Source organism: Streptomyces sp. NPDC047117 (assembly GCF_040643545.1).
GTDB lineage: Bacteria > Actinomycetota > Actinomycetes > Streptomycetales > Streptomycetaceae > Streptomyces.
Genome location: NZ_JBEYUN010000005.1, coordinates 134,867 through 151,863 on the forward strand (window position 1 = coordinate 134,867; position 16,997 = coordinate 151,863).

A 16,997-nucleotide genomic window follows, 5' to 3' on the forward strand; every position below is an offset into this window, starting at 1 on the left:
GTACCGCGTGGCGCGCTGCGGCCCGGGCGCCGCCGGCGGCGGAACAAGCCCGCCGCCTGATGGGAACAGAACGAGGAGTACGACATGGCCACACGACCACGCGCTGCCGCGCTGCCGACCGGGGCAGCGCGGAAACCGGTGCTCCTGCTCGCCCTGGGCAGTTTCGCCCTGGGGACCGACGCCTTCGTCATCGGTGGGGTACTGCCCGAGGTGGGTGCCAGCCTCCGGGTCGGCCTCGGCCTGGCCGGCCTGCTGATCACGGTGTTCTCCGCGGTCTATGCGGTAGGGGCGCCCGTGCTGACCGTGCTGACCGGCAATTTCGAACGCCGCAAGGTGCTGCTGACGGCCCTCGCGGTCTTCACGGCGGGCAACGTCCTGGCAGCCCTCGCGGACAGCTACGGCGTCATGGTCGTCGCGCGGGTACTGTCCGCTCTCGGCGCTGCGCTCTACACCCCTGCCGCGACCGCGACCGCCGCATCCCTCGCCGCTCCGGAGGAGCGTGGGCGCGCCCTGGCAACGGTCCTGGGCGGCCTGACGCTGGCGACCGCGCTCGGGGTTCCGCTCGGCACACTGATCGCCAACATCTCACAGTGGCGAATGACGTTCGTGCTTGTCGCGCTCCTGGGGGCGGCCGCCCTCATCGGCCTGGGCACGTCGCTCACGGCGACCCCGCCGTCCGCCGTCGCTTCCCTCAGAGAGCGGCTTGCCACGGCCACGGTCCGTACGGTGCCCAGCACCTTGGTGACCACCGCTCTGACAATCTGCGGGGTCTTCACACTCCTCACGTACCTCACCTGGTTCGTGGACCGGTCCAGTGGAATCACGGGCGCCATGGTGACCGTCGTGTACCTGGTGTACGGCCTGGGCGCCCTCATTTCCAACACCACCGCCGGCATGCTGATCGACCACGTGTCCCCGCGGAAAGTCGCCGCCGTCTCGGCGATCGGACTGGCCGCGGTCTTTGGTGCGCTCGCGGTGTTCGCGCACGCGGGGGACGAAGGCAGCCACACCGGCTCCCGGACGGTTCTCCTCTTCGTCCTGATCGCTGCCTGGGCGCTGGTCGGGTGGATGTTCATTCCCGCGCAGCAGCAGCGGTTGCTGCACTCGACGGGGCCGCAGGCATCCGTGGCGCTGTCACTCAACGCATCGGCGATCTACGTCGGCCAGGCGCTGGGCGGTGCTCTCGGTGGGGCACTGCTGGGGCAGGGGACGACAGCACTCCCCTTGGCCGCGGCCGCGTGTGTGCTGATCAGTTCCGCGGTCCTGCTGGCGACCCGTGCCCGGCGGGGCGGAGCCGCGGCTGCGGCCGACGGACCGTCCCCGGTCCCCGCGGCCGGAAGCGTAGCCGAACAAGGGAGGTCATGAGGAAATGAACCATGGGAGCAAGGGCTCCGGCGACCGTTCGCACCCCCGCGAGGTGAGCTCGACGTCGGCGGACCTTTTGAGGCGGGCCGGCGAACGCATTCCCTTTCGTGTCGTGCACACGCATCCGCATGATCAACGCGCTTTCACACAAGGGATCGTGACGGAATCCGGCGTCCTCTACGAGAGCACCGGAGGCTGGGGGTCGTCCGAGCTGCGCAAGGTGGATATCGAGTCGGGGAACGTCCTGAAGAGGGTGCCACTGGGCGAGGACTACTTCGGAGAAGGCATCGCCAGTGCGGGCGGCCTGCTCTACCAGGTGACCTTCCGTGAGAAGACGGGTTTCGTCTATACCGCCCAGGACCTGGAGAGGGTCGGGGAATTCAGCTACCGGACCGAAGCCTGGGGCCTGACGAACCACAGCGGTCGGCTCATCATGAGCAACGGCACGTCGATGCTGTACGTCGTCGACCCCGACAGCGGACGTCAGGAGGAATTCGTCCAGGTCACCGCCCGCGGCGAACCAGTGGACGGAATCAATGACATTGAAGTCATCGACGGCTGCTTCTACGCGAACGTCTACACCACGGACTGTCTCATCCGCATCGATCCGGCCGACGGGCGCGTGACCGGCGCCGTCGACCTGACGGGGATCAACACCGATCCGACGCTGGCATCGCGCAGCGTGGCCCCTTATCTGGCCGTCCTCAACGGAATCGCCCATGATGCCCGGCGGCGTCGGACTTACGTCACCGGGAAGCTCTGGGACTCGGTGTACGAGATCGACATGCAATGAGGGGGAAACGGGATGACCACAAAAAGACCTGATACGGCCGCGCCGGATCCTTTCGTACGGCGAACGTTACGCGCTTTGGAGAGACGCCGGGGGGACTGCGCGGCGCCGACGGACGCCATCAACCGCACTTTTCAGGACATCGTGCACCAGGCCACCGGAACGCAATTCGCGAAGGATCACGGTCTCTCTCCCCGTGTCCGGAGCCTCGGTGAATGGAAAAGGACCGTTCCCATCCGGGACTACCGCGGTTTCGAGGGTTACCTGGAACAGCTCGTGTCCGGCCGGCAAGGTGTTCTGACCAAGGGCCGGCCATATGCACTGCTGCGGACCTCGGGTACGTCAGGCCGGCCGAAGACCGTGCCGACGACCCGTCACTGGAGGTCGAAATACCGAGGCGCCGCGCTCTATTCCCAATGGGGGCTCTACTTCGAGCGGATCGGGTTGCGAGAAATCACCCGTGACTGCGTCCTGGACCTTTCCTGGACACCCACGGTACCCACGGTCCACCGGGGCGCGCTTCCTCTTTACAACATCACTCAGCGGCCTGTCCCGAGCGGCTTCGAAGACTGGTCGCCACCGTGGCAGGACGCGTCCTGGTTCAGCGGCCCCGAGAACCCGGAAACCGCCGGCGACGGCTCCTACGGCCTGCTGCGACGGTTGGCCGGACGCGGCGTACGCATGATCGTCTCGGTGAATCCCTCCAAAATGACCTCGCTGGCGGACTGCCTGAACACACGGGCCGATCTTCTGGTGCGCGATATTCACGACGGCACGGTCCACGGGAGCAGCGCGGCCGACGCGCCGGCCGACCGCGGCTTGGCCCGCAGGCTCGATGCCGCGCGCAGGAAACGGGGCAGTCTGCTGCTCACCGACCTCTGGCCGCGGCTGTCGCTCCGCGTCTGCTGGAATTCGGGGTCCGCGGCGCTGTACCAGCCCTGGCTGGACCGTATAGCTCCGGGAACCGCGCAACTCCCCTTCAGCTGCACCGGCACCGAAGGCATCGTCACCATTCCGGTGGACGGACATGCCTCAGCGGGCCCGCTCGCGGTTGACCAGGGGATATTCGAGTTCGCCAGTTGGGACGACCTGGACGACGGGGCGCCGCTCGCGGCGGACGCTCCCACGCTGGAGGCCCACGAGCTCGAGACCGGGGGTCGGTACCGTCTCGTGATGAGTCAGGCCAACGGCCTGTACCGCTATGACGTGGGCGACGTCTACGAAGTGGCGGGGTGGTACGGCCGGACACCGCGGCTGGAGTTCCTGGGGCGGGCCGGCTTTCAGAGTTCCTTCACCGGCGAGAAGCTCACCGACTCGGACATCCATGCTGCGGTCTGCCGGGCGCTGCGGGTGGAGCCGTCGGACTGCCCCCTGTTCACCTGCGTACCCGTATGGGGCGAGCCCCCGCGCTACCAGATCGTCGTGGAGCTGCCCACGCGGACCGGGCACGCGGGGGCAACGCACCTGGCGGCGCGGCTGGATCACGCGCTGCGGCAGGTGAACATCGAGTACGCCGAGAAGCGCCGGTCAGGCCGCATCGCGCGGACCGAGGTCACGGTCCTCGGCGCCGGTGCGTTCACGACGCTGGCGAACCGCCGGGTGGCGAGCGGCGCCTCACCGGCCCAGCTGAAACACCAGTGGCTGCAGAAGGACTCCTCGCTGCTCTCCGAGATACGGAGTCTCTTCCCGCACGCCGCCTCCACCACCGTCCGTGACGACTCGGCACCGTACCGCGAGCAGGCATCGTGATCACTTCCGTTGCCGCCGGTGCGGTACGCGTTCCCATGCACCGTCCCTTCGTCCACGCCAAAGCACGCCGCAGCACATCCGATGCCGTACTGATGCGGCTGGCGACCGGCTCGGCGATCGGCTGGGGAGAAGCCGCCCCGCGCTCATATGTCACCGGCGAGACGGCCCGGCACGTGCTCAGGGACCTCACCGCCGTCGACTATCGACGGCTCTCCGCGGCCATCGACTGGGCCGGTTTCGACGCGGCGGTCCACTCTCTGGCGGCACGGCCCCTGACGGACATGACAGGGTGCCGGCAGTTGGGGCCGGCAGCGTCCGCGGCGTTGGAGGGTGCGCTCCTGGACGTCATCTGCCGCCGCTGGCAACGCACGTTCGGGGAGGCGTTCGAGCAGGCGGGGCTACGCTTCCGACCACGGGAGCCCACAGCCGCGCTCCACTTCTCCACGGTCCTCGACCTCTCCCGCGACCCACTGCGATTCGTCGGGGCCATGGATGCGCAGCAGCGGGCGGCGCTCCGTTTCGTCAAGGTCAAAGCGTCCCGGGATCCTCGAGCGACGCTGGCCACCGTGCGGGAGCTCACGCAGCTGCTGCCCGTACGGACAGGACTCGCGGTGGACGTCAACGGCATGTGGACCGCTGACGTGGTTCTCGACACGGCACCGTCGCTCGCGGACGCAGGCGTTTCCTGGCTCGAGGAACCGACCGGTCCGCGGCAGTGGGACGTGTTGCGGGAAGTCCGGCAGCGCGCGGATATCGGCATCATGCTCGACGAGTCCTTCAGCGGCGCCGACGACATCCACCGGGCGAGCCGCGAAGAGGCCGCCACCCACGTCAACCTGCGGGTGTCCAAGTGCGGTGGACCACTGGGAGCGTTGCGCATGGCCGCGCTCGCCCGCGCACACGGCCTGCAGTATCAGGTCGGCGTGCACGTCGGCGAGGTGGGACCGCTGTGGGCGTGCGGACGGCATGTCGCCGGTGCTCTCGGCGACGCGGTGGCCGTGGAGGCCGGCCGGCAGGACGAGTGGTTCCCCGCTCCGCTGACGGAACCGGCATACACCGTCGACCGGCAGCGGCACCGCGTCCACCAATTGCCCGGCCCCGGCTGCGGGGTCGTTCCCTCGGCCAAGTTGTTGTCGTATTTCAGGCCGGAATTCGTTCTCGAATCATAGGAATGATGCATGAGTACTCTGCAAGAGAGTCGGCCAGCCGCTCCGAAAATGCTCAGCGTGCTGGGCATGTGCGTGCTCGAAAGCCGTCCCGGTGTCCAGACGCTGTACGTGGTCCGCTTCCTGACAGCGGCCGTACTGGGCGTAGCGACCGCTGACGGGTCCTTCGGCTTGCCGCTGGTGGTGGCCCTGGCGTCATGGATATGCGGCAACATGTTCGTATACCTGCTGAATGGCCTCATGGACGTGACCGAGGACCGTATCAACGGCTCGCGGCGTCCGATCGCCACCGGTCGACTGCCGGTCCCCCAGGCGACCAGGGTGGCCGTCGCGCTGGCGGTACTCAGCGTCTGTCTCACCCTGCTGACGCCCCTGGCCTCGGGCCTCATTCTCATTTCCCACCTGCTGCTGGGGTGGCTGTACTCCGCACCGCCTTGGTACGCGAAGCGCAATCCGCTGGCCGCCTCCTGCATTCTCGTGCTGGCCGGCATCTGCTGCTACGCGGCAGGTTACTGGGCCACGGGCGCCGGAGCGCCGAACGCCGACATCATCGTCTTCGTGCTGGCCATGTCGTTCGCCATGGGGATCGTGGGTGTTCCGGTCAAGGACCTCTCGGACATCGAAGGCGACCGTGCGGCGGGACGTCGTTCGTGGCCTGTGCTTTGGGGTGAGGAAAGGGCCCGTGCGGCCATTCTCTGTGTCGCTCTCCTCACGGGCGCGGCGTTCTTCTGCGCGACGCTTTTCGCCGCTCCCCGGATCATCGGCGGTTCGGTGGTGACGCTGATCGGGTTCGGCATCATCGGCGCTACCGTCATGAGCCGTTTCGGCAAGGGATCGCGGAGTAACCGGCGACGCGCATTCCGTGTGTTCATCATCAGCGCCTACGGTGCTCATGTCGCGGGCCTGTGCACCGTTCTCCTCTCATGAACACCCGTCACGCAGACTCGCCACCACGACGTACCGGTATCTCACCGGCCTCCTGTTCACAGAGGCACGACATGCTCATCGAAATGACTGCAGCGGACGGCACTCCGCTGGTCATGCGCCGCTGGCTCGCGACCGAAGCCCGGGCGGCGCTGTTCTACCTCCATGGGATCCAGAGCCACTCCGGCTGGCTGTGGGAGACCGGGCCCTTCCTGGCGGAGCGCGGAATCGAGGTCTACGCACTGGACCGCCGCGGTTCCGGAGCCAGTGGCGGACCGCGAGGCCATCTCCCCTCGGCCGGTACCGTGCTGGACGATTACGCCGCCGCGCTCGACCTGGTGCACGAGCTGACCGACGGAATGCCGGTAACGGCCGTCGGGCAGAGCCTGGGCGGCAGCGTCCTCGCCGCCCTGTGCGCGACCCGGGAGACCGGTCTGTCGGGAGCGATATTCTGCGCCCCCGCACTCGGACAACAGCGACACCGGCACGGACCGGCCGGACTCGCTCGGATGCGCCTTCTCTCCGGTACGGAAACGACGCCGGTAAATCTCAAGGACGAGCAGTACACGGAACTGCCGCGCTATTTGTCCTTCATGGCACATGACCCCCTGATGCTCCGTGCGGTGACGCACCAGTCGCGTGCCACTTTCGTGGCACTGGAGGACAGTTATCGGTCGGCCGTGCTGTCGCTGCCGGCGGCGCTGTTGCTGCCGTCCGAGGACAGCATCATCCACATCGGCCGGACGTGCGAAGTGATGCGGGGTCTCGCCCCCCACGCGGCGGTGCGTACCTTCGCCGCGAACAGCCACTACGTGGAATTCAGCGAAGTCCGCACGGAATATTGGCATTGCGTGCAGGAAATGGCTATTCGGGGGATCGAACCGTGATCGTCGTACCGGACTGTCTGGGGCGGCCCGAGATCGCGCGGGCGTTCTCGCGGTCGTTGTCCGATGCGGGGCCGGTCCGCATCCATGAAGCTCCCGCCGCCGACACAGCCGAGCTGATCCACCGCCTGCGCGGAGCGAGCGTGGTCGTCCCCTTCTTCGCGGGCGCTCCGCTCACCGGTGAAGTACTGGAATCCGTGCGGCCGCCCCTCGTCGTCGTTGCCGGCCCCGCGAGCTCCTGTGTCGACGAGCGTGCCGCCCGGGAGACGGGAACCCGGGTGCACGGCACTCCGGGCCTGGCCGCACCGGCCGTGGCGCACTACACGCTGGCTCTGATGCTGTCCCTCCTCCACCGCATTCCGCACGGCGCGCAATCGGTGCGCGACGGCGGCTGGGAGACGTTCCCCGGCCGGGAGGCTGCGGGGCTCACTCTGGGCGTCGTCGGCCTCGGGCGGATCGGAACCCGCCTCGCCGAACTGGCCTCGGCGATCGGCATGGACGTCGTCGGATGGTCACCTCGCCTCGATCGTGGTGACTCCGTCCCCGAGGGCATACAGGCCGTGCCGCTCGCCGAATTGCTGACCCGCAGCGACGTGGTGAGCCTTCACCTCCGGCTCGGTCGGCGGACCAGAGGATTGATCGGTTCCTCGGAGCTCGCCCTGCTGAGGGAGGACAGCGTGCTGGTGAACACCGCACGAGCCGGTCTGGTCGACATGGCCGCACTGCGTGCCGTCGTCGCGGCAGGAAAGGTGGCGGGGGTCGCCCTGGATGTGCACGACGTCGAGCCGCTGCCCGACGACGACATCCTGAGATCCCACCCCGCTGTGCTCGCCACCCCGCACATGGCGTGGATGACGAGCCGGACGATCGATCGGATCGTCGGCGCGGCAGCCGCTGTCGTGCGGCAAGAGTCGGGGCGATGAGAGGAATGGGGAAGACACCATGCCCGTCAGGGGACAGCAGGGGACGACACCGCATGCCGGACTTGCCGCGGACCGCGTCCTCATCACTCGGGCTGCCGCCACCGACCAGGTGGCGGATGTACTGCGCGCCCGCATCGTGCAGGGATATTTCCCTCCCGGTACCCGCCTGCCGGAGGAGGTGATCCGACAGGCTCTGGGCGTGTCGCGAGGCACCCTCAGGGAGTCGTTCCGGCTGCTCGCCCAAGAACGGCTTCTGGTGCACGAGCTCAACAGGGGGGTTTTCGTGAGCACCCTGACCGTCGCCGACCTGCTCGACATATTCCGGGTGCGCCGCATCGTCGAAGACGCCGCCCTGTCGCGGCTCTCCGCGCATTCCGGCCTCGAGGCCGCGAAGACCGCTCTGGAGCGGTGCGAGCGGCATGCCGCCGGTGGCGCCTGGCGAGCGTATGCCGATGCCGACGCCGATTTCCATCTGGCGTTGGTATCGGCGGCGGGCAGCTCGCGGCTCAATGGCCTCGTGCGGGGCGTGCTGGGCGAGTTACAGCTCGCGTTTCCCGCTTCCGGCGACCTCGTGTGCCTGCGGCAACGGCAGCTCGGGCAGAACAGGGAGATGTGGAGACACCTGGCCGCCGGGGACACCGGTGCGGGGCGGAAGGTACTGGCCCTCTCCCTCGATGAGTACGAGCGGGCCCTCATCGACGGCTGCCCTGCGGCGGGCGGCACAAGCTGACCGAAGGATGCGTCGTCCCCTGTTCCCGGCTCAGGGCCGTGCGGAACACGGGACGACGCGTCAGTCACCGCGGTTCCGGCACCTCGGCAAACGCCTCGATCTCCACCCGGAAGTCCGGCTGGACCAGGCCGGCGACCTGCACCAGCGAGCAGGCCGGCGGGCGCTCGGCGTCCTGGTGCTCGTCGCGTACGCGGCGGAACGCCGCCAGGTCCCCCAGGTCGGTCAGGTAGACCGTCAGTTTGACCACGTGCGCGAGATCGGTGCCCGCTGCCCTCAAGGCGGTGGACAGGTTCGCGTAGACCTGCCGCACCTGTGCCTCGGCGTCGTTCTTGCCCACCAGGTTGCCGTCGCCGTCCACCGGTACCTGGCCCGAAACGGCGACCATGGGTCCGTTGAACGTCACCGCGTGGCTGTAACCGTTGACCGGCGGCGCTCCGGCGGAGCGGGTGAAGTGCTGCATAACAACTCCCTTTCCTCGCAGGAGATCATGCCAGCAGTACGACACGGCAGAGCCACCCCGGTCACCCCGCCGGGAGTTCGTCCGGCGTCGGGTAGGAGGGCTGCGCACCGGGCTTGGTGACGGCGGCGGCGCCGACGCGTACGGCGTAGCGCGCGGCCGTCGCCAGGGACTCGCCGCGGGCGAGCCGGGTGGCGAGGGCGCCGGTGAAGGCGTCGCCGGCGCCCGTCGTGTCGACGGCCGTCACCCGCACGCCCGGTACGGTCGCCGCCCCGTCCGCGTCCAGGACGTACGCGCCGTCGCCGCCGAGGGTGACGACGACCGAGCGGGCGCCGAGCGCACGCAGCGCGCGGGCCCATTCGGCCGGGCCGCCGTCCGCCGCGCCGGAGATCCGGCGTGCCTCGTGCTCGTTGACCACCAGCGGGTCGGCGGCGGCGAGCAACTGCGGGGCCAGGCTCTCGGGCGCCGGGGAGGGGTTGAGCACGACGCGGGTGCCGGCCTCGCGGGCCGCGGTGGCGGTGGCCTCCACGGTCTCCATCGGGATCTCCAGCTGGAGGGAGACCACGGCGGCGGCCGCGATGACGTCGTGGGCCGCGGCGACGTCCTTCGGGGTGAGCGCCGCGTTGGCGCCGGGCGAGACGACGATGCTGTTGTCGCCGTCCGCGCCGACGATGATCATCGCCGTGCCGGTGCGGGCCTCCGGGTCGGCGATGACGTGCGTGACGTCCGTGCCGGCCGCGCGCTGCGCGTTCAGCAGCAGCTCGCCGTAGGCGTCCCCGCCGACCCGCGCCAGCAGAGCGGTCCGGCCGCCGAGCCGGGCAGCGGCGGCGGCCTGGTTGGCGCCCTTGCCGCCCGCCGACTCGACCAGGTCGGTACCGAGCACGGTCTCGCCCGCGTCCGGCCGCCGGTCCACCCGGACCGTCAGGTCGGCGTTGGCCGAGCCCACCACCAGCACGTCGTAGTCGTAGTTGTGTGCGTCCACGTCCGCCGTTTCCATTCTTCGTTCACTGCCGGGCGGCGGTGTGCCGCCGCCCGGTGTCCTGCTGCCGCGCCGCGGTCATCCGTCGAACCGCGCCGCGTTCTTCTCCGTCACCAGCACCACCGGCACCTTGACCGCCTTGGGCAGCGGCTGGTGCCGGGCGGCCTTGAGCGCCCAGTCCACGGCCTGCTTGCCGAGCAGCTCGGGCTGTTGCGCGACAACCGCCGTCAGGGTCCCATTCCGTACCGCTTCGATGCCTTCCGGCGTGCCGTCGAAGCCCACGACCCGTACGGCCTTGCCGGACTTCGCACCGAGCGCCTTCGAAGCGCCGAGCGCCATCTCGTCGTTGGCGGCGAAGATCCCGCCGAGGTCGCGGTGGGCCTGGAGCATGTTGGTCGTCACGTCCATCGCCTTGGCGCGGTCGAAGTCGGCGGGCTGCCGGGCGACGACCTCGATGCCGGGGTACTTCTTGATGCCCTCCTCGAAGCCCTGGCCGCGTTCGCGCGCCGCCGAGGTGCCCGCCTGGCCTTCGAGGAACGCCACCTTGCCCTTGCCGCCGAGCGATTCGGCGAGGGTCTTCGCGGCGAGCCGGCCGCCCGCGACGTTGTCGGAGGCGATGGTCGAGCCGACCTTGCCGCCGTTGACGCCGCGGTCGAAGGCGATCACGGGGACGTTGGCGCGGTTGGCGACGCCGACGGCCGGTACGGCGGCGTCGGAGTCGACCGGGTTGATGATCGCGGCCTTGACGTCCTGGCTGGTGAAGGTCTCCATCTGATTGATCTGCTGGGTGGGGTCGTTCTGCGCGTCGGTGATGTTGATCTTCAACCCGCGCCGGTCGGCCTCGGCCTGCGCACCCGCCTTGATGCCCACGAAGAACGGGTTGTTCATGGTGGACAGGGCGAGGCCCAGGTCCGTGTCCCCGCCCCGGTCGCAGCCACTGAGGGCGACGGCGGCCAGTACGGCGCCCACCACCCCGAGCGCTCCCGTGCGCCTGCGCGTCGTAAGCCCGCGTGTCGTACGCCCCTTCATCGCGTACCCCCTCACCGCGCGCTCCGCCGCCGCAGCGTGTCCAGCAGCACCGCGAGGGCGATGACCAGGCCGGTCGCGACCTGCTGCCAGAACGCCGAGACGCTCAGCAGGTTCAGGCCGTTGCGCAGCACCGCGAGGATCAGCGCGCCGATGAGCGTGCCGGACGCCTTGCCGGAGCCGCCGGAGAGGCTGGCGCCGCCGATCACGACGGCCGCGATGGCGTCCAGTTCGTAACCGGTGGCGGCCTGCGGCTGGGCGGAGGTCAGCCGGGCGGCCAGCACGATGCCGGCGACCGCGGCGAACAGCCCGGACATCGCGTAGATGACCAGCTTGCGGCGCTTGACGTGGATCCCGGAGAGCCGGGCCGCCTCCTCGTTGCCGCCGATGGCGAACATCGCGCGCCCGGTGTACGTACGGGCCAGCACCAGCGCCGCGATCAGCCCCATCACGATCATGACGAGGACGGGTACGGGCAGCCAGCCGCCGAGGGTGTCGCCGAGCTTGCTGACCGAGGCGGGGAACGCGATCGGCGAACCGCCGGATATCACCAGCGCGAGGCCGCGGCCCACGGAGAGCATCGCGAGCGTGGCGATGAAGGCGGGCAGCTTGCCGTACGCCACGAGCGCGCCGGAGAGCAGGCCTGCCGCCGCCCCGACCAGCAGCCCGAGGAGCACGGCCACGACGACCGGCAGGCCCTCGGTGGTGGCCGCCCAGGCGACGACCGTCGCGGAGAGCGCGGCGACCGAGCCGACGGACAGGTCGATGCCGGCCGAGACGATCACGAAGGTGACGCCGAACGCCAGGATCGCGGTGACGGAGGCCTGTACGCCGACGTTGAGGAGGTTCTGCCCGTTCAGGAAGTCCCCGGACAGCACCGCCATCACCACGACCAGCGCGATCAGGCCGCCCAGCGGCCCGTTCCGCAGCACCGCGCGGGAGAACCACGGTCCGAAGCCGTCCCGGGCCGGCGCCTCCCCCACCGCCTCCGCGGCGGCTCCCGTCTTCACCTCAGTGGACATCGGAGCCCTCCATCGCGCTCTCGTCGTTGTTCGTGGTCCCGGGCGCGGCCTGGAGCGCCAGCTCCATCACCGCGTCCTGGGTCGCCTCGGCGGCCGCCAGCTCCCCGGCCAGCCGGCCCTGGGACATCACCAGCACCCGGTCGCTCATCCCGAGCACCTCCGGCAGATCGCTGGAGATCATCAGCACGGCCCGGCCGGACGCCGTCAGTTCGTTGATGAGCCGGTAGATCTCGACCTTCGCGCCGACGTCGATGCCGCGCGTCGGTTCGTCGAGGATCAGCAGCCGGGTGTCGGTCAGCAGCCACTTGCCGATGACGATCTTCTGCTGATTGCCGCCGGAGAGCGTGCGGACGCTCTGGCCGAGCCCGCTCATCCGTACCTTCAACCGGCCCGCCACCCGAGCGGCTTCGCGCCGCTGCGCACCCCGGTCCACCAGGCCGCCGCGGGTGTCGCGGTGCAGCCGGGCGAGGGTGAGGTTGTCCTGGAGCGACGCGTCCAGGAGCAGGCCCTGGCCCTTGCGGTCCTCCGGCACCAGGCCCAGCCCGGCGCGCATCGCCGCGCGCACGTCGCCGCGGGCCAGCTCCTTGCCGTCGATCTCGACCGTGCCGGCGTCGTACGCGTCCACCCCGAAGATCGCCCGCGCGACCTCGGTACGGCCCGCGCCCACCAGCCCGGCGACGCCGACGACCTCCCCGGCCCGCACCTCGAAGCCGATGTCCTGGAACACCGGCCCGCCCTTGGGCCCGTTACGGCTCAGCCCGCGCACCCGCAGCAGCGGCGCGCCCGGCTCCTCGGGGCGCTCGCGCGGGTACTGTTCGGCGATGTCCCGGCCCACCATGAGGCGGATCAGCTCGTCCTCGTCGGTGGCGGCGGGCACCTCGGCCACCGAGCGGCCGTCGCGCAGCACGGTGACCCGGTCGCCGAGCGCGCCGATCTCCTCCAGGTGGTGGGTGATGAAGATGATGCCGACGTCGGCCTCGCGCAGCTCGCGGACGAGCCCGAAGAGCGTCTCCACCTCCTCGGAGGTGAGCACGGCGGTCGGCTCGTCCATGATCAGTATTCGCGCATTCAGGCTCAGCGCCTTGGCGATCTCGACCATCTGGAGCCGGGCGATGCCCAGTTCGGCGACGGGTGTGTTCGGGGAGACGTCCAGCCGTACGCGTGCCAGCAGCTCGGCGGCGCGGGCCCGCATGGTCTTCCTGTCGACCAGGCCGAGCGCGGTGCGCGGCTGCCGGCCGAGGAAGATGTTCTCGGCGACGGTCAGGCCGGGGACGAGGTTGAACTCCTGGTGGATGGTGGCGATGCCGAGCCGTTCGGCGTCCTGCGCGGAGCGGATGTGCACCTCGCGCAGGTCCGCGCCGCCGTCCGCGGCGTGACCACCGTCGGCGGCGTGACCGTCATCTGCGGCGTGACCGTCATCGGCCAGGATGCGGCCGCCGTCGGGCCGGTGGGCGCCGGAGAGCATCTTGATCAGGGTGCTCTTGCCCGCGCCGTTCTCACCGAGCAGTACGTGCACCTCGCCGGCGCGCAGACTCATGTCCACGCCGTCCAGCGCCCGCACTCCGGGGAACGACTTCGTCACCCCCTCCACGCGCAGCAGTTCGCGGCCGCCCGGTACGTCATCGTTGACGCCGGTCATGCGCTGCCCCTCTCGTTGTGGCTGTCGTCCGAGGTCTCGCGACTGGGGGAGGACGGGTCGACGTCCTCGGGGGATGTGGTGTTGGGGGTGGCACCGTTGGTGGAGGTGGGGCCGCCTTCGGCGCCGGGGGCGGGGGGCTCCGTGGCTCGGGGGCGGAGTGTCTCGTCCGGTTCCCCGCAGGAGCGGCGCGGGACGAGGCGGGCGGGCAGCAGGACGGATTCGGCGGGCCTGCCCTCGATGCGGGCCAGCAGGGTGTGGACGGCCGCCCGGCCCAGCTCGCGGGTGGGCTGCGCGATGGCGGTCAGCGGCGGATCGGTGTGCGCGAACCACGGCACGTCGTCGTACACCACCAGCGCCACGTCGTCCGGCACCCGCAGCCCCCGCGCCCGGAGCTCGTCCATCGCGCCGAGCGCCATCAGGTTGTCGGTGGCCAGCACCGCGTCCGGCGGCTCCGGCAGGTCCAGGAAGCCGCGCATGACCCGGCGGCCCCCGGTGTGCTGGAGGTCGGGGGTCGAGCCGACCCGCTCGTCGGGCAGTTCGATGCCGTACGGCCGCAGCGCCTCCCGGAAGGAACGCAGCCGGTCGGCACCGGTGCGGGTACCGGCCGGCGCGACGATGATCGCGGGGCGGCGGCGGCCGAGCGCGGCGAGGTGGGCGGCGAGGTCGACGAGCGCGTCCCGGCCGTCGGCCCGTACGCAGGGCACGTCGAGCCCGTCCACGGCACGGTCCAGCAGCACCAGCGGCGTGCCGGCCGCGGCGACCTCGCGCAGCACGGGCGAGCCGGTGCCGGCCGAGGAGACCAGCAGGCCGTCGATCCGCCGGTCGACGAGCGTACGGATGTGATCGTCCTGCTGCTGCGGGCTCTCGCCGGCGTTGCCGATCACCAGGCTGTAGCCGAGGCTGCGGGCCTCGTCCTCCACCGCGTCGGCCAGCTCGGTGAAGAACGGGTTGGTGAGGTCGCTGATGATCAGGCCGAGCGCGCCGGTACGGGCGGTGCGCAGGGCGCGGGCGACGTTGTTGGGCCGGTAGCCGAGCTCGGCGACGGCGGCGAGCACGCGGTCCCGGGTGGCCGCGACCGGCGAGTTGCCGTTGAGGACGCGCGAGACGGTGGCGACGGACACGCCGGCCCGTTCGGCCACGTCCTTGATGTTCGCCATGGCGCCGTTGCCATCCCGTTCTGCCGTGGGGCGCGGACGCCGGGACTCGGTCCGGCCGCCGCGATGAAATCGATTACGTGCGTGACTGCGGCGCCTACGTAATCGATTTCACGACCCTCTCGTCAAGACATCGCACGAGTAGCCTGCGTCACACCGGACACATGGTGCCCGCCTCTGTGCACAACGGGAAGAGCGCCTGGCCGTTGCGGCGACAGGCCTGACACCCCGAATCGGGGCGGACGAGCACGCGGGACATGGGCGCACGGGGTACGGGCTCGCGGGCACCCTGGATCGGCGAGGGCCGCGGGCCCCGGCGCGGGGCGGCCCGGGGGCCGGTCGGCCCGAGGCTGCCCGGGGCCCGGGCGCCCCGACCGGCCCGGGGCGGCGGCACTTCGTGCACGTACGCCGAAGGGCCGCACCCCTGTGCGGGATGCGACCCTTCGCAGGATGCGGCCCCTCAGGGCCGAGCTCCTGGGCGGAGGCGCCGCACACCTCTCGGCGTGCGGCGGCTCCGGGAGACGCGCGGCGTCAGGCGACGGTCAGGGTGACCTCGATGTTGCCGCGGGTGGCGCTGGAGTACGGGCAGACCTGGTGCGCCTTCTCCACCAGCGCCTTCGCGGTGTCCGCGTCGACGTTCGGGATCGAGGCCGAGATCTCGACCTTGAGGCCGAAGCCGCCGGCCGGGGTCTTGCCGATGCCGACCTTGGCGGTCACCGTCGAGCCGGACACGTCCGCGCTCTCCTGGCGCGCCACCACGCTGAGCGCGCCCTGGAAGCAGGCGCTGTACCCGGCGGCGAAGAGCTGCTCGGGGTTGGTGCCGGCGCCGCTGCCGCCCTGCTCCTTGGGCGGGTTGACGACGACGTCGAGCTTGCCGTCGTCGGAGGCGACACGGCCGTCACGGCCGTTCTCCGCCGTGGCGACAGCGGTGTAAACGACGTCGACGGGCTGGATGGACATACGGATTCCTCTCGTACGTACGCCGCGACTCGCGCCCACGATCGCGACGGCTTACCCCGAGCCTAGCGGTCCCCCGCAAGAGTCCCGTTGGCCAGGGGGCTCGACCGGCGCCCCGGCCCCCGCCGGGGCGCGTCCCGCCGTCCCGGTCAGGCGGGCAGGCTGACGACCATCTTGCCGGTGTTCTCGCCGCGGAGCAGGCCGAGGAACGCCTCGACGCCGTTCTCCACGCCCTCCACGAACGTCTCGCGGTACTTCAGCTCACCGGACCGCACCCACGCCGAGACCTCCTCGACGAACTGCGGCTGGAGGTCGTAGTGGTCACCGACGAGCAGGCCCTCCATGCGGAAGCGCTTGGCGATGATCTGGGCGAGGTTGCGCGGGGCCGGGGTCGGCTCGGTCGCGTTGTACTGCGAGATCATGCCGCAGACGGCGATCCGGCCGTGCAGATTCAGCCGCCCGATGGCCGCCTCCAGGTGGTCCCCGCCGACGTTGTCGAAGTAGACGTCGATGCCGTCGGGCGCGGCCTCCTTGAGCTGGTCCTTCACCGGGCCGTTCTTGTAGTTGAACGCCGCGTCGAAGCCGTACTCCTCCAGCAGGACCTTGACCTTCTCGTCCGAGCCGGCCGAGCCGATCACCCGGGAGGCGCCCTTGAGCTTGGCGATCTGGCCGACCTGGCCGCCGACCGCGCCCGCGGCACCGGAGACGAAGACCGCGTCGCCCTCCTTGAAGTCCGCGACGCGCAGCAGACCGGCGTAGGCGGTCAGGCCCGGCATGCCCAGCACGCCGAGGTAGGTGCTCAGGGGCGCCGCGTCGGGGTCGACCTTCACCGCGGACTTCGCGTTGACCGTGGCGTACTCGCGCCAGCCGGCGAAGTGCAGCACCTGGTCGCCGACGGCGAAGCCTTCGGCGTTGGAGGCGATGACCTCGCCGACCGCCCCGCCCTGCATCGGCTTGTCCAGCTCGAACGGCTCGACGTAGGACTTCGCGGTGCTCATCCGGCCGCGCATGTACGGGTCGACGGAGAAGTAGCGGTTGCGGACCAGGATCTGGCCCTCGCCGGGCTCACGGACCTGCGCCTCGCGCAGGGCGAAGTCGGCCGGGGTCGGCCAGCCCTGCGGGCGGGCGACGAGGTGCCATTCACGGCCGGTCGTGGGGAGTGCGGACATGCCCGGAGCCTCCAGATACGGAAGATGTTTCAGGTACTGAAACAACCATGCTCCTGAATATTT

At 70.4% G+C, this 16,997-nt stretch carries 14 protein-coding genes and 1 pseudogene; 8 read left to right on the top strand and 7 right to left on the bottom strand.

All coding sequences use genetic code 11. The features are described from left to right. The first annotated feature begins 84 nt into the window (after positions 1–84). The 8 genes from ABZ840_RS11340 to ABZ840_RS11375 all read left to right on the top strand — a co-directional run bounded on the left by ABZ840_RS11340 (position 85) and on the right by ABZ840_RS11375 (position 8,531). Positions 85–1,365, top strand: coding sequence for an MFS transporter (locus ABZ840_RS11340; RefSeq protein ID WP_361556936.1), 1,281 nt, complete (start codon positions 85–87; stop codon positions 1,363–1,365). Between the two features lie 4 nt (positions 1,366–1,369). After that, the gene (locus ABZ840_RS11345; RefSeq protein WP_361556939.1) at positions 1,370–2,158 is read left to right on the top strand and encodes a glutaminyl-peptide cyclotransferase; all 789 of its coding nucleotides are present in this window, start codon (positions 1,370–1,372) and stop codon (positions 2,156–2,158) included. Positions 2,159–2,170: 12 nt separating this feature from the next. Next, positions 2,171–3,904, top strand: coding sequence for a GH3 auxin-responsive promoter family protein (locus ABZ840_RS11350; protein WP_361556942.1), 1,734 nt, complete (start codon positions 2,171–2,173; stop codon positions 3,902–3,904). A 92-nt stretch (positions 3,905–3,996) separates the two neighbouring features. Continuing rightward, positions 3,997–5,073 (top strand): enolase C-terminal domain-like protein, encoded by a 1,077-nt coding sequence (locus tag ABZ840_RS11355; RefSeq protein ID WP_361556945.1) that lies wholly within the window; start codon positions 3,997–3,999, stop codon positions 5,071–5,073. Between the two features lie 48 nt (positions 5,074–5,121). Next, positions 5,122–5,997, top strand: coding sequence for a UbiA family prenyltransferase (locus tag ABZ840_RS11360; RefSeq protein WP_361556948.1), 876 nt, complete (start codon positions 5,122–5,124; stop codon positions 5,995–5,997). 71 nt (positions 5,998–6,068) lie between these two features. Further along, a complete protein-coding gene (locus ABZ840_RS11365) occupies positions 6,069–6,881 on the top strand; it encodes an alpha/beta fold hydrolase (RefSeq protein WP_361556951.1) in 813 nt (270 codons plus the stop codon). Then, positions 6,878–7,801, top strand: a complete 924-nt coding sequence (locus ABZ840_RS11370) for an NAD(P)-dependent oxidoreductase (protein ID WP_361556954.1) — start codon at positions 6,878–6,880, stop codon at positions 7,799–7,801. Before ABZ840_RS11365 ends, ABZ840_RS11370 begins: the two co-directional genes overlap by 4 nt. 19 nt (positions 7,802–7,820) lie before the next feature. Further along, complete coding sequence (locus ABZ840_RS11375; RefSeq protein ID WP_361556957.1) at positions 7,821–8,531, top strand: GntR family transcriptional regulator; 711 nt, start codon at positions 7,821–7,823, stop codon at positions 8,529–8,531. Positions 8,532–8,595: 64 nt separating this feature from the next. Here ABZ840_RS11375 and ABZ840_RS11380 read toward each other — a convergent pair whose 3' ends face one another. The 7 genes and pseudogenes from ABZ840_RS11380 to ABZ840_RS11410 all read right to left on the bottom strand — a co-directional run bounded on the left by ABZ840_RS11380 (position 8,596) and on the right by ABZ840_RS11410 (position 16,934). Further along, on the bottom strand, positions 8,596–8,991 hold the full coding sequence (locus ABZ840_RS11380; RefSeq protein ID WP_361556960.1) for a RidA family protein: 396 nt from the start codon (positions 8,989–8,991) through the stop codon (positions 8,596–8,598). A 61-nt stretch (positions 8,992–9,052) separates the two neighbouring features. Continuing rightward, positions 9,053–9,970: a ribokinase gene (locus ABZ840_RS11385; protein WP_361556963.1), complete on the bottom strand. Its 918-nt coding sequence runs from the start codon at positions 9,968–9,970 to the stop codon at positions 9,053–9,055. A 75-nt stretch (positions 9,971–10,045) separates the two neighbouring features. Continuing rightward, positions 10,046–12,015 (bottom strand): annotated as a pseudogene (locus ABZ840_RS11390) (substrate-binding domain-containing protein). Continuing rightward, positions 12,005–13,654 (bottom strand): sugar ABC transporter ATP-binding protein, encoded by a 1,650-nt coding sequence (locus ABZ840_RS11395; RefSeq protein ID WP_361556966.1) that lies wholly within the window; start codon positions 13,652–13,654, stop codon positions 12,005–12,007. Before ABZ840_RS11395 ends, ABZ840_RS11390 begins: the two are co-directional and overlap by 11 nt. Next, positions 13,651–14,811 (bottom strand): LacI family DNA-binding transcriptional regulator, encoded by a 1,161-nt coding sequence (locus tag ABZ840_RS11400; RefSeq protein WP_361556969.1) that lies wholly within the window; start codon positions 14,809–14,811, stop codon positions 13,651–13,653. Before ABZ840_RS11400 ends, ABZ840_RS11395 begins: the two co-directional genes overlap by 4 nt. A gap of 528 nt (positions 14,812–15,339) precedes the next feature. Beyond that, positions 15,340–15,768 carry an organic hydroperoxide resistance protein gene (locus ABZ840_RS11405; RefSeq protein ID WP_361556972.1) on the bottom strand — a complete coding sequence of 143 codons (429 nt, stop codon included), beginning with the start codon at positions 15,766–15,768 and terminating at the stop codon, positions 15,340–15,342. A 146-nt stretch (positions 15,769–15,914) separates the two neighbouring features. After that, a complete protein-coding gene (locus ABZ840_RS11410) occupies positions 15,915–16,934 on the bottom strand; it encodes an NADP-dependent oxidoreductase (protein ID WP_361556974.1) in 1,020 nt (339 codons plus the stop codon). Positions 16,935–16,997 lie beyond the last annotated feature (63 nt).

What these genes read in the sequence shown, in the direction of transcription:
- ABZ840_RS11365 (WP_361556951.1), top strand. Translation starts at nt 6,069, where the DNA reads ATGCTCATCGAAATGACTGCAGCGGACGGCACTCCGCTGGTCATGCGC.
- ABZ840_RS11380 (WP_361556960.1), bottom strand. Translation starts at nt 8,991, where the DNA reads ATGCAGCACTTCACCCGCTCCGCCGGAGCGCCGCCGGTCAACGGTTAC.
- ABZ840_RS11400 (WP_361556969.1), bottom strand. Translation starts at nt 14,811, where the DNA reads ATGGCGAACATCAAGGACGTGGCCGAACGGGCCGGCGTGTCCGTCGCC.
- ABZ840_RS11405 (WP_361556972.1), bottom strand. Translation starts at nt 15,768, where the DNA reads ATGTCCATCCAGCCCGTCGACGTCGTTTACACCGCTGTCGCCACGGCG.
- ABZ840_RS11375 (WP_361556957.1), top strand. Translation starts at nt 7,821, where the DNA reads ATGCCCGTCAGGGGACAGCAGGGGACGACACCGCATGCCGGACTTGCC.
- ABZ840_RS11395 (WP_361556966.1), bottom strand. Translation starts at nt 13,654, where the DNA reads ATGACCGGCGTCAACGATGACGTACCGGGCGGCCGCGAACTGCTGCGC.
- ABZ840_RS11345 (WP_361556939.1), top strand. Translation starts at nt 1,370, where the DNA reads ATGAACCATGGGAGCAAGGGCTCCGGCGACCGTTCGCACCCCCGCGAG.
- ABZ840_RS11355 (WP_361556945.1), top strand. Translation starts at nt 3,997, where the DNA reads ATGCGGCTGGCGACCGGCTCGGCGATCGGCTGGGGAGAAGCCGCCCCG.
- ABZ840_RS11340 (WP_361556936.1), top strand. Translation starts at nt 85, where the DNA reads ATGGCCACACGACCACGCGCTGCCGCGCTGCCGACCGGGGCAGCGCGG.
- ABZ840_RS11360 (WP_361556948.1), top strand. Translation starts at nt 5,122, where the DNA reads ATGCTCAGCGTGCTGGGCATGTGCGTGCTCGAAAGCCGTCCCGGTGTC.
- ABZ840_RS11350 (WP_361556942.1), top strand. Translation starts at nt 2,171, where the DNA reads ATGACCACAAAAAGACCTGATACGGCCGCGCCGGATCCTTTCGTACGG.
- ABZ840_RS11410 (WP_361556974.1), bottom strand. Translation starts at nt 16,934, where the DNA reads ATGTCCGCACTCCCCACGACCGGCCGTGAATGGCACCTCGTCGCCCGC.